This is a genomic window from Pantoea sp. X-Soil-ISGK-275, assembly GCF_059730795.1.
The window spans coordinates 787,249-799,571 of sequence record NZ_AP035977.1 but is presented as its reverse complement, the minus strand read 5'-3'; the positions used below and the strand labels follow the sequence as shown (position 1 = coordinate 799,571).

The following is a 12,323-nucleotide window of genomic DNA, read 5'->3' as shown; positions in this document are numbered from 1 at the left end:
GTTAACGGGCTGAACCGCGTGTTCAGCCCGTTTTTTATGTGGTGCGGAAGCAGGGCGCTTGAATCAGGCACAGGAAAAACGGCAGGCTCACAACAGATGAAGAAGATGTTAACCGGGTTACTTTTTATGGTAACCACCACCGCCTTTGGTGCAGATGATTTCACCCTAAAGGATATTCACTTTGCTGGGCTCCAGCGCGTTGCACCCGGCGCGGCGCTGCTGCATATGCCGCTGCGTATTGGCGATCGCGTCAATGATGATGATATTCGCAACACCATCCGTGCGCTGTTCGCCACCGGCAATTTTGACGATGTGCAGGTGCTGCGAGATGGCGATGCGCTGCTGATTAAAGTCAAAGAGCGCCCGGCGATTGCCAGCATCTCGTTCTCCGGCAACAAAGCGATTAAAGAGGATCAGCTCAAGCAGAATCTCGATGCCTCGGGCGTGCGCGTGGGAGAAGCGCTGGATCGCACCACGCTATCGGAAATGGAAAAAGGGCTGGAAGATTTCTACTACAGCGCCGGAAAATACACTGCCAGCGTCAAGGCAGTCGTCACGCCGTTGCCGCGCAATCGCGTCGATCTGAAGTTCATTTTCACTGAAGGCGTGTCAGCAAAAATTCAGCAGATCAATATTGTAGGCAACCAGGCTTTTTCATCGGATGAACTGATTTCGCATTTCCAGCTGCGCGACGATGTGCCGTGGTGGAATATCATCGCCGACCAGAAATATCAGAAGCAGAAACTCTCGGGCGATTTAGAGACGCTGCGCAGTTATTATCTTGATCGTGGTTACGCGCGATTCAATCTTGATTCCACACAAGTCAGTTTAACGCCGGATAAAAAACATATTTACGTTACGATAAATATTCATGAAGGCGATGTTTACCATGTTAGCGGCGTAACACTGACGGGAAATATGGCTGGCTATTCCGCCGAGATTGAAAAACTGGTGCAGTTGCCAGCGGGCACCTTATACAGCGGGGCAAAAATCACTGAAAACGAAGAGGCGATTAAAAGCCTGCTCGGTCGTTACGGCTATGCGTTCCCGCAGGTGAATACCCAATCGGAAATTAACGATAGCGATAAAACCGTACAGTTACACGTGAATGTCGATGCTGGGCGACGCTTCTCGGTGCGGCAGGTGCGTTTTTCAGGCAACGACACTTCGAAAGATGCGGTGCTGCGTCGTGAAATGCGCCAGATGGAAGGCGCATGGCTGGCGAGTAATCAGGTGGAGCAGGGTAAGGCAAGGCTTAATCGTACCGGCTATTTTGAAAGCGTAGATGTGGATACACAGCGCGTGCCGGGCAGCCCGGATCAGGTGGACGTGGTGTATAAAGTGAAGGAGCGCAATACCGGCACCTTTAATGTCGGATTGGGCTACGGCACCGACAGCGGCATCAGCTATCAGCTTGGCGTCAGCCAGGATAACTGGATGGGCACCGGCAATACCGTAAGTTTTAGCGGCACCAAAAACAGCTATCAAACCTATGTCGAAATCGCCGCCACCGATCCCTATTTCACCGTGGATGGCGTCAGTCTGGGCGGCAAGCTGTTCTATAACGATTACAGTGCCGAAGATAACGATCTTTCTGAATACACGCTGAAAAGCTTCGGCGCGGGCAGCACCTTGAGCCTTCCGATCGGGGAAAACAGCAGCGTGAACAGCGGGCTGGATTACGTCTACAACCGCGTCAGCAATATGGCGCCGCAGGTGGCAATGTGGCGCTATCTGGGCTCGCAAGGCATTCATCCAAAAGTCATCACCAGTGATGACGACGATGACGATGCCACCGTTGCCGACAAATTTACCGCCAACGATTTCTTCTGGAATATTGGCTGGAGCTACAACTCACTGGATCGCGGCTTTTTCCCCACCTCGGGCGTGAGCGCCGGTTTCAATACCAAAGTGACGATTCCAGGTTCCAGTAACAGCTATTACAAAAGCACGCTGACCGCCAACGGCTATTTGCCGCTGAGCAGCGATCATCGCTGGGTGTTAATGGGTCGCAGTAAAGCCGGTTACGCCGACGGCTTAGGCGGCAAAGAAGTGCCGTTCTACGATAACTTTTATGCGGGCGGCTCTAGCTCAGTACGCGGATTCTCCTCCAACACCATCGGGCCAAAAGCCGCCTATTACCGCTGCAGCGGTAGCGAAAGCAGTTACGGGACTTGCCCGGTAGAGAAATCAGATGATGCGGTGGGCGGTAATGCGATGGCGGTGGTGAGCGCAGAGCTGATTGTGCCAACGCCGTTTATCAGCGAGCGCTATGCCGATTCGTTGCGCACCTCATTCTTCGTCGATGCCGGCACCGTGTGGGATACCAGCTGGCAGAACACCGCGGCCACCAAAGCGGCGGGGATTCCTGATTATGGCGATCCCAGCCAGATTCGCGTGTCGAGTGGCGTGGCTTTGCAATGGCAATCACCGTTGGGTCCGCTGGTGTTTTCTTATGCCTTGCCGATAAAGAAATATGAGGGCGATAAGTCGGAGCAGTTCCAGTTTAATATCGGTAAAACCTGGTAGCTGTATTTAAAGCGTTAAATGATGAGATGAGTTTTACATTATCTTTAAACGGTAAAGACAAAATAAAATAGCCAGCAGGGTAAAATAGTAGTCGTGAAATGCTTAAGGAATGAGTGTTCGCAAATATCGTTGTTATGCATATGATGAATTTTATTTCGCCACCCAATGTTGGGTGGTTTTTTTTATTTGTAAGAGAGGTCGCCATAAATGGCGACCCTACGGAATGTGCAAATACGTGCGATCGCAGCGATGAGGTCAGGAAAGGCCAGCCCGAAGAGCAAAGGGTCCGAGCCATGGATGGCGAGGCCGATCTGCATGGATGCAGGGTTTCTTTGCGATCGGGCGGGCCTTTTCTGGCCTAAGCACCAACTTAAAGCGACTCAACCAATCTTAATCCCGTTTCAGCATCAAACAGATGAATCTTCTCAGCGTTGAAGCCAAGCATAATGCTGTCGCCGCTCACCGCCGCGTGACGGCCAGAAATCTGCATATGCAGCGGCTGACCGTGCCATTCGAGATGCAGCAAAGTTGATTCGCCGGTGATCTCCACCACTTTCACCAACGCTGTGGCATTGCTGTTGGTCTCCAGCAGATCGTGCGGGCGTACGCCGAGCGTCACGGCTGCGCCTGCACGCTCGCGCGCTGCCGCTTGCCAGCGCGCGGGCAGCGGCTGCCACAGATCCTGACACTGCACGCCGGGTACGCCATCGCGGGCGATCAAGTGTGCCGGTAACAGATTCATTGGCGGTGAGCCGATAAAACGCGCGACAAAGGTATCCGCCGGACGATCGTAAATCGCCAGCGGCGCGCCTTGCTGCACGATGCGGCCATCTTTCATCACCACAATTTGATCGGCCAACGTCATCGCCTCAACCTGATCGTGCGTCACATAAACCATGGTGGTTTTGAAACGCTGATGCAGCGATTTGATCTCGGCACGCAACTCCATGCGCAACTGCGCATCAAGGTTCGACAGCGGCTCATCGAACAGAAACACTTTGGGATTTCGCACCATCGCGCGGCCCATCGCCACACGTTGACGCTGTCCGCCCGACAACGCGCGCGGATAGCGTTGCAGCAGCTTATCGATGCCGAGAATCCCGGCGATGCGCGCAATTTTAGTTTGCTGCTCCTCGCGCTTCACCTTTTTCACCTGCATGTGAAACGCCAGATTCTCCGCCACCGTTAAGTGCGGATAGAGCGCATAGCTCTGAAAGACCATGGCGATATCGCGGTCGGCGGGATCGCGATCGTTGATCTGTACTTTATCCATCAGGATCGCGCCATCCGACAGGCTCTCCAGCCCGGCCAGCAAACGCAGCAACGTCGACTTCCCGCAGCCGGATGGGCCCACCAGCACGGTAAAACTGCCGTCAGGAATGGTGAGATCGAGCGGATGCAGCACCGACTGTTTTGCGTAGCGTTTGGCCACTTTTACGAGTTCAACACTGGCCATAATTTAAAACTCCTGGGAAAGTTGCAGTTGATGCCAGTCAGGATAACGACGCGGCAAGGTGCTGATAGCCAGTGACGCCACCGAAATACCCCATTGCAAAGCTGTGGTGAGATCTTGCTGATGCAGCAGGGCGGTGAGGAATCCAGCGTTAAAACTGTCGCCCGCGCCGATGGTATCCACCACCGTGACCGGACGCGCTGGCTGACTCACTGCATGCTCGGCCTGCCAGCAACGCGCGCCCTTGGGGCCGCATTTCACCACGCAGCCGCCGCGTCCGCTCAGCTGTTGCGCCAGCATGTGCGCGCTGGCAGGCAACTCGTCTTTCGCCGCCAATCCCAGCGTTTCCACTTCATTGAGCAGCAGCCAGTCGCACAGCGGCAGCCATTGCGTGACTTGCTGGCGCACCTCGTCCGTCCAGCCCTGCGGCGGCCAGCCGGTATCGACGGCGGTGATAAAGCCGCGCTGCTGTAACTCTGAAAGCAGCGCCGGATATTCGTCATACAGATGCAGACACAAAAAGGTGCCGCACAGCAGCACGATATCGCCGTTAGCCGCTTGAGCAGGCAGCTGATCCAGCACATCCTGCGCGGTGAGTTGCACGATGTGGCCGAGATTACTCAGGAAGGATCGCTCGTGATCCGAATGCGTCACGCCAACCGTAAGTGAGGTTTCGCAGCTGTAGCGCGTCCAGTGCGCGGCGCTGTGCGGAAAATGACTCGCCAGCCAGGCACTCAGGCCATCGTTGCCCTGATTAGCCACCGCGCGATGGCGCACCTGCATCGCTTCCAGCGCCAGCGCGCAGTTGCCTGCCGATCCGCCCGGACGCAGTTCGCTGTGATTCAGCATCACTTCGGTACCGCGCTGCGGCCAGTTATCTAACGTGCCCATGATCAAATCGACATTAATATTGCCCACCACATACAGCGTGGCGGTGAGTTTATGTTCCATCATCCTTTACTCCCGCCACTGGCAAGGCCGCTGACCAGCGTCTTTTGCAGCCAGATGGCAATAAACAGCGGTGGCACCGACGCCAGAATGCCGACGGCAGCGATCAAGCCATCATCGGTGGCGCGCCCGGCGGTGAATCCGGCAATGGTGACCGGCAAGGTTTGTGCGGCGATGTTGCTGGTAAACAGCAGCGCATAGAAAAACTCGTCCCACGCCAGCAGCCAGCCAAACAGCGCGGCGGCCCCCAACACCGGCTTCGCCAGCGGCAGCGTAATGCGCAGCAGCACTTGCCAGACACGCAGCCCATCAAGGCGCGCCGCCTGTTCAATATCCTGCGGCAGCGTATCGAACTGGTTTTTCAGCATCCAGGTAAGGAACGGCAAAATCAGCGAGCAGTAGACGATGATCAATCCGGGCCGCGTGTTGAGCAGATCGAACTGCTGCAACAGGAAGTAGAGCGGCAGCACGAACGCCACCGGCGGCACCATATAGATAGCGAGTGAGGCGAATAGCCAGCCGTCGCGACCGCGATAGCGCGAGAAGCTGAACGCCGCCGGAATCGCCAGCAGCAAGCAGATGATTGTCGCGCCTGTGGCGACTAACAAACTGTTGCCGAGCGCATGCAGGAACAGCACGCCCGGCTGGCCTGGCTCCAGCGACAACAGCTTGCCGTAGCGGGTGAAATCCCACTGGCGCGGCAGCCATTCGAGCGGCACGCGGGTGAGATCGCTGGCGGCGCTGACGCTCATCAAAAACAGCCAGCCCATCGGCGCTAGCACCGAGAACGCCACCAGCAGCGCGGCGGCGTATTTGCCAACATGGCGCATTTTAACCTTCATGAGCGCTTCCTTTGCGGCGCTGCCGCCACAGTAACAACATGTATAGCGTGATCAGCACCGCGCACAGCAAGGTCATCAACATGGCGTAAGCCGCGCCGCTGCCGGCCCGCAAGTAGCTAAACGACTCCTGATAAACGTAGAAACTCAGGGTTTTGGTGCTATCGACCGGCCCGCCGCGTGTCATCACGTAGATGATGTCGAAGATTTTGAAGGCGTCGATGGTGCGCAGAACCAGCGCCACGCTGAGTGGGCCAACAATCGCCGGGAAAGTGATGGCACGAAAACGCCGCCACGCCGACGCGCCATCCAGCCGTGCGGCTTCAAACAGATCGTCGGGAATCGATTGCAGTGCCGCCAGCACCAGCAAGGTCACCAGCGGATAGTTTTTCCAGATATCGGCAAACATCACCGCGTTGAGCGCCGAATCCGGCGAACCCAGCCAGCTGCGATAGCCATCAATGATGCCTAACTGCGTGAGCAGGGCGTTGATGCTGCCGTAATCCGGGTTGAAATTGAGACGCCACATCATGGCGTTAACGATGGTTGGCAGCGCCCATGGCAGAATCACCAGCACGCGCAGCAGGTTGCGACCGGCGAATTTCTGGTTTAGCAATAGCGCCACCAACACGCCAATCACACCCTCAATCGCCACCGAAACCACGGTGAAATAGAGCGTGCGCCACAGTGAGCTGCGGAAATCCGCATCGGTGATCGCAAACAGGTAGTTTTCAAAGCCAATCCAGCCCGGCGCTTCACCGCTGCCAATCAGGGCGGCATCGGTGAAACTCAGCCAGATAGTGCGTAACAGCGGCCATGCGGTGAGCAACAGCATCACCAACAACATGGGTGCCAGCAGCACCCATGCCTGCCGTTGTTCGCGTTGACGCAAACTCAGCATTGTTGCCCCTTAGCGCAGACGCGCCGCACTCTTATCTACCGCTTGCAGCGCGGCATCTGGCGTTGCGCTGCCAACCAGCACCTGCTGCAACTGCTGCTGCAGCGTGTTGGAGAGACGCGAATAGTCGGCGGTTTCCGGACGCGACAGCATCACGTTGAGCGACTTATCCGCCGCCGCGATCAGGCTTTCTTGGTTTTTCAGCACCGCCGGATCCTGGTACGAGCTTTTCCAGATCGGCAGACTCAGCGTGGCGTATTTGTTCTGCACCGGCTGCGAGGTCATGTAGCTGATGTATTGCCATGCCTGATCCGCGTGCGTGCTGCCTTTGGTAATGCCAAGGCCCATCGAACCGTTTACGGCACCGAATTTGCCCTGCGCATCGCCTGGCGCAGGAACAATGCCCACCTGACCGGCGACCTTACTTTGCTTCGGATCGTTGGCCATGTTGTACATGTAGGTCCAGTTGAGCGCGAATGCCGCATCGCCGTTGGAGAAGGCTTTACGCACATCTTCTTCCAAATATTCGCGTGAAGCCGGATTGCTCAAGCCTTCATCCAATGAGCTTTTCATCAGCTTCACCGCTTGCAGAGAGGCCGGTGAGGAGAAATCGAGTTTGTCATTGTTATAGAATTTGCCGCCGAAACCCGACACCAGCGTGGTGTAATCGCACACCAGCGCTTCGGCCTGCGACCAACTCCATACCAGTGGATATTTCACGATGTTCTTCTGCTTGATGATGCGCGCGTCATCCATCACCTGCTGCCAGGTTTGCGGCGGGGTGGTGATACCGGCTTTCTCCAGCATCGCTTTGTTGTAATAGAGATATTTGGTGTCGAGGATCCACGGCATGCCGAGGGTTTTGCCTTTGAACTCAACGGTGTTCATTGCGCCCGGGAAAATCTGCCCCTTTTCGTCGGCGCTGATGCGGCTGCTGACGTCCTGCAACAGATCGAACTTGGTGAATTCTGCCGGCCAGATGGCATCGAACAGCACCACATCGTAGCCGTTGCCGCCCGCGCCACGCGCCGCAACAATTTTGTCGTGCAGCGCTTCGTACGATACAAACTCAAGATTAACCTGCACGTCCGGGTGCGCTTTCTGAAACTCCTGCGTCATGGCGCGGATATCATTTTCGCTATACGCCGCCTGCGTCATAAACAGCGCATTCAACGTGGTTGCTGCCGCTGCGTTGCCCACGCTGGCTAACAGAACCGCTGCAAAACATCCTTTTATGACTGGGTTGAATCGGATTTTCATGGTGTTTTCCGCCTTGATGCAAAAAGAGGGTGTTTTATTAAATCAATTTGATGGATTTAATAACGCGCACAGGTTGTCAGATTGCTGCGGCTGACATCGGTTAGCTTATGCAATTGATGTGCCAGGGCATAAATCTCATTTGCCACTGGACACTACTTTGCACGGATTTTTACCGCTGTCATGTAAACAGGTTGTAAATTGTGTGGCTGATCATAGAAGTTGCTGTGACGTCGAATTTGCATAGCAGCCAGAGATTGGGGGGCCATTTCTTTTTTAGTTGCATTATTCTGGTGCAAAACAGCGCAGCACTGCGACTTTAGCGTGCACTGCGCTGGGATTCGGTCTCTTATGGTGGCCTGCGCGGCCATCATCTTTGCTATTTGCTGAGACTGTGAGATCGATCAGAAAGTGATTTGCGATGCAGCATGCCAATTTCTCGTAACAGGAAGAGATAGAGGGCAGGCATGATTAATATCATCGCTATCACATAGCCAAATTTATATTTCGCGGAAAGGCGTCCTTTTACACCATAAAAAATATGTTTCCCAGTAATAAAAAAAAGGATAACCACATAGGCCGTGACGATATATCCCACCAGAAAATAGGCTGAAAGAAAATTTGAGATCAATGTCTGCATAATAACCTCGGTGTTGTCTATTGGTAGTCACACAAGACTGACGAGAGCATTTTGCTGTTGATGGTATTGTTGGCAAAGTTGCACCACTTGAGTAAAGTCATGTGCTAATGAATTTGGCGAAGCAGTAAGCAAGGTTTTTTCATCGTGAATACCATAGGTCACTGCAATTGATTTACATCCCAAATGGTTCGCCATGAGAATGTCATGTGTGGTATCACCCACCATAATGGCTTGTGCATTGCTGGCGTTGAAAAAATCGAGGATTTTTTCCCCGGATTCTGGATGCGGTTTTTTTTGCTGCACTTCATCCGCACAGACAACAATATCAAACAGTGAGGCAATGTGCGCCGCAGATAGTAAGGTATTGGCACTGTGAGAAAATTTATTGGTTGTCACCGATAAGCGCATTCCCAGGCGCTTAAGTGTCTCCAGTCCGTTAATCACACCGGGGAAGAGTAAAGATTGGGCAGCGGGAATAATGATGAGTTTAAATTGACGCTGATACTCTTCAACAGCTAATTCAACCAGATAATTGTTCACGGGCAGTTGCATTAGTTGGGCAAAGGCTTGTTCCAATGGTAAGCCTATCGTCTGTCTGATTAACGCTTGCGGTAATTCTTTTAAATCCAATGCGCGAAAAGCTGCATTAAATGTTAAAGGGATGGCCTGAGCGGTATCAAAAAGTGTTCCGTCGAGGTCAAACATAATAATAGTTTGAGGCGTATTCATTGATTGTCTCTCAATACAAAAAGCTAATTGAAAATTAATGGCCCAGCTTTCTTTGTGGTAAAGCGACAGGTGATTGGGATTTATCATGACGCGGACGAGCCAGATAAATAGCCGTAACAATCGCTACACATCCCACCAGCTGTAAATGGGTGAAGGTTTGGCCGAGGATCAAATAGCCCAGCACACAAGCAGATAAAGAGCTCATAAAACCCAGGAAAGAAGTGGTAACCGGCGGTAGTTTTTCAATGCCACGGAACCAGACAAAGTAGCCAAACACGCCGCCCGCCAGACTTAACCAGCCGTAGCCAATAATATTGGTTAGCGTAAGTCGAGAAGGAAACGTTTCCAGCCAAAGCGCCGCAGGCAATAACATTAAACCGCCTAGCGTCAATTGCCAGCCGGTAAATGCCAGTAAAGACATATTGGCAGGTCGTCCCCAATGCTTGGTGAGCAAAATGCCCATCGCCATGCTGGTGGTGCCAACCAATCCCACCATAATTCCCTGCGTATTAAGCTGAACGGCGCTGTTTAACACCAGTAGCCCAATGCCAGCCACACCAACCAGCGCGGAAAACACATGCATAATGCTGAGCTTATGCCGGAACACCAATGCGCCAATAACCATAACAATGATTGGCTGGCAGGACATCACCAGTGATGCCAGACCACCAGGCAAAAAATAAGCGGCGGCAAACAGGCAGTAAAAAAATAGGCCAATATTAAGAAATCCTAACGCCGCCATTTTTAGCCACCAAACGCCGTAAGGTCGCACGCGGCAAAACAGCAATAAAATAATGCCAGCTAATAACGCCCTGATGACCGAGGCCAGTAAGGGCATATTGGCCGGTAAGGTCTGCGTAGTCACAATATAGGTACTGCCCCAAATGACCGGCGCCAGCGCAGTGATCATAATGTTTATTAGCGTGGCAAACTTATTCATGATGCACGCCCGGATAAGTGCCAAAGTAGCGATCGCCAAAATCACCAATACCAGGCCGCATAAAGGCAGAATCCGTCATCCCTTTTTCAATCGATGATGTGATGATGGTCAAATCGGGCCAGGTTTCTACCAGGCGCTGAATACCCGCAGGGGAAGCAAGCACGTTGACTACGATCATATTCTCAATGGCAACGCCACTCTCTTTGAGAATATCAATCGCTTTCAGCAGCGAACCGCCGGTAGCCAGCATCGGCTCGAAAAGCATGACGCTCATGCCAGCAATACCTGCAGGTAAATGTGAATAAAGATAGTGCGGAAGTTTCGACTCTTTATCGCGCTGAATAAGGATCTTACCGATAGGTTGATGCGGAAACATGGCGCGGAACTCACTCTCCATACTTTCACCCGCTCTAATCACGGATACCCCACAGACATCACGGACAAGTGCCTTACCCGTAAAAGGATCACCTATTGGCGTGGTCACTGTCTCATCAGAGTAGGGCAAGTGCTGTGCGGCGCTTTGCAGCAGCAAACGTATCACCTGATTTGCATGGTGTGTGAAGGTGTTCAGGTTGGCCGAACGATTACGCATCCTGAGATGTAAATGGGATAGCCAGGCAGAATCGGGTAACACGTGAACGTTGGGCAGTGTTGACATAGGTCAGTCCTATTGATCCTTGAGAAACAGTAATAGAGTGATAAGATGAATATATCTTTCACGATAGTATCTTTTCAAAAAGATACTCATTAAAAAGATAAACACAACTATAATTCATTTTCAAGTCTCTTTTTCTTTTATGAGGAACACCATGCAGTATGACCATGTAGACAGATTACTCGTCCAGTGGCTGCAACAACGCCCCGATTTGGACTGTTCACCCATGGGCGTGCTTGGCCGCATCAGCCGCATGAGCAGAATTGTTGATAAAAAGCTCGATAAAACATTTAAAAACAACGATCTGAGCGCTATCGAGTTTGATATTCTGGCGGCGCTCAGGCGGTTCAATTCGCTGACGACACCTACAGAACTCTACCAAACATTGATGTTGTCCTCTGGGGCGATGAGTACAAGGGTTGAGCAGTTGGTTCAGCGTGATTTAATTGAAAGGATTTACAGCGAAGAAGATCGCCGGAGCTGTAACTTGAGCCTGACAAAAAAAGGAAAGTCATTGATAGATAAAGCTATATCAGAACATGTCGTCAATGAAGATGAGATTCTGAATCCGTTAAGTCAAGAGCAGCGAGAACAATTGGCATCGCTGTTACGTAGCTGGTTATTAGCTAACGAAAAGTAGTTCCGATACCGGCCTGACTCCAGGCCGGTTAATCCCTTCATTGACCTTTTTCCCGGCATAATTCCTCTTTAAGAAATATCTTTCCAAAAAGATACTTGACTTTGCTAACTGCAAAAGTATCTTTTGTGTGAACTATAACTGCTGGGAATATTACATTATCATGACGGTCAAAGCCCCAATATCGCCTGCTGTTTCAGAATCCTTTTCAGAACGTAGTCATAGCAGTCACTCAGTAAGTTTATTCGCCATGCTTGAAACCCATGCGCGCCATTTCCCTGAGCAAATTGCGGTCAAGGATGCGCAAAACTCATTGAGTTATCGTCATTTTTTTCAGCAGATTTGGAGCAATGGAAAGAAACTCAACGCGTTGATTGATACCGAATTGCAGTACATCGGACTTTATTGTGAACCTTCGGTTGAGATGATTTGCGGCGCATGGAGCATTCTCGCGGCTGAGCGCGCCTACCTGCCGCTGGCACCGGATTATCCTGCCGATCGTCTGCGCTATATGATCGAGGATTCGGGCATCAAGATGGTACTTACCCAGCCGCATCTTAAGGCGCAACTCGCTACGATGGTGACAGAAGAGATTACTATCATCACGCTGGATGACCTTCAGGCCAGTGCCGCAGCCACTGTTCCTCGCCACCCGTGCCACCACCGGGAGCGGCTAGCCTATATGATCTATACATCGGGTAGCACCGGTAAACCAAAAGGCGTGATGGTGAGCTATGCGAATATTTCTCACCAGATGGCCTGGCTAAAAAGGTCAGTTTGGTTTTGACCACAATGACC

Annotated in this window: 12 protein-coding genes; 3 read left to right on the top strand and 9 right to left on the bottom strand. The window is 52.4% G+C overall.

All coding sequences use genetic code 11. From position 1 onward, the window contains the following. The first annotated feature begins 96 nt into the window (after positions 1 to 96). Positions 97 to 2,529 carry an outer membrane protein assembly factor BamA gene (gene bamA, locus AC6I8A_RS23160; RefSeq protein WP_497819307.1) on the top strand — a complete coding sequence of 811 codons (2,433 nt, stop codon included), beginning with the start codon at positions 97 to 99 and terminating at the stop codon, positions 2,527 to 2,529. Between the two features lie 370 nt (positions 2,530 to 2,899). On the opposite strand, the gene AC6I8A_RS23155 is transcribed toward bamA, so the two are convergent. The 9 genes from AC6I8A_RS23155 to upp form a co-directional block, all read right to left on the bottom strand. Beyond that, positions 2,900 to 3,985 carry an ABC transporter ATP-binding protein gene (locus tag AC6I8A_RS23155; RefSeq protein ID WP_497819306.1) on the bottom strand — a complete coding sequence of 362 codons (1,086 nt, stop codon included), beginning with the start codon at positions 3,983 to 3,985 and terminating at the stop codon, positions 2,900 to 2,902. Positions 3,986 to 3,988: 3 nt separating this feature from the next. Then, the gene (locus AC6I8A_RS23150; protein ID WP_265302204.1) at positions 3,989 to 4,933 is read right to left on the bottom strand and encodes a carbohydrate kinase family protein; all 945 of its coding nucleotides are present in this window, start codon (positions 4,931 to 4,933) and stop codon (positions 3,989 to 3,991) included. Beyond that, a complete protein-coding gene (locus AC6I8A_RS23145; protein WP_008108069.1) occupies positions 4,933 to 5,772 on the bottom strand; it encodes a carbohydrate ABC transporter permease in 840 nt (279 codons plus the stop codon). Before AC6I8A_RS23145 ends, AC6I8A_RS23150 begins: the two co-directional genes overlap by 1 nt. Next, a complete protein-coding gene (locus AC6I8A_RS23140) occupies positions 5,762 to 6,670 on the bottom strand; it encodes a carbohydrate ABC transporter permease (protein WP_008108071.1) in 909 nt (302 codons plus the stop codon). Before AC6I8A_RS23140 ends, AC6I8A_RS23145 begins: the two co-directional genes overlap by 11 nt. Positions 6,671 to 6,679: 9 nt before the next feature. Then, on the bottom strand, positions 6,680 to 7,927 hold the full coding sequence (locus AC6I8A_RS23135) for an extracellular solute-binding protein (RefSeq protein ID WP_497819305.1): 1,248 nt from the start codon (positions 7,925 to 7,927) through the stop codon (positions 6,680 to 6,682). A gap of 376 nt (positions 7,928 to 8,303) precedes the next feature. Continuing rightward, entirely contained in the window at positions 8,304 to 8,564 is a 261-nt protein-coding gene (locus AC6I8A_RS23130; RefSeq protein WP_479483791.1) for a hypothetical protein, read from the bottom strand. Between the two features lie 27 nt (positions 8,565 to 8,591). After that, positions 8,592 to 9,293, bottom strand: a complete 702-nt coding sequence (locus tag AC6I8A_RS23125) for an HAD family hydrolase (protein WP_293792515.1) — start codon at positions 9,291 to 9,293, stop codon at positions 8,592 to 8,594. 34 nt (positions 9,294 to 9,327) lie between these two features. Continuing rightward, on the bottom strand, positions 9,328 to 10,233 hold the full coding sequence (locus AC6I8A_RS23120; RefSeq protein WP_497819304.1) for an EamA family transporter: 906 nt from the start codon (positions 10,231 to 10,233) through the stop codon (positions 9,328 to 9,330). After that, the gene (upp, locus tag AC6I8A_RS23115) at positions 10,226 to 10,891 is read right to left on the bottom strand and encodes a uracil phosphoribosyltransferase (RefSeq protein ID WP_293792517.1); all 666 of its coding nucleotides are present in this window, start codon (positions 10,889 to 10,891) and stop codon (positions 10,226 to 10,228) included. Before upp ends, AC6I8A_RS23120 begins: the two co-directional genes overlap by 8 nt. A gap of 151 nt (positions 10,892 to 11,042) precedes the next feature. On the opposite strand from upp, the gene AC6I8A_RS23110 reads away from it, so the two are divergent. Both AC6I8A_RS23110 and AC6I8A_RS23105 read left to right on the top strand, forming a co-directional pair. Further along, positions 11,043 to 11,528, top strand: coding sequence for a MarR family winged helix-turn-helix transcriptional regulator (locus AC6I8A_RS23110; protein ID WP_497819303.1), 486 nt, complete (start codon positions 11,043 to 11,045; stop codon positions 11,526 to 11,528). Between the two features lie 160 nt (positions 11,529 to 11,688). After that, positions 11,689 to 12,312: an AMP-binding protein gene (locus AC6I8A_RS23105; protein WP_497819302.1), complete on the top strand. Its 624-nt coding sequence runs from the start codon at positions 11,689 to 11,691 to the stop codon at positions 12,310 to 12,312. The last annotated feature ends 11 nt before the right edge of the window (positions 12,313 to 12,323 follow it).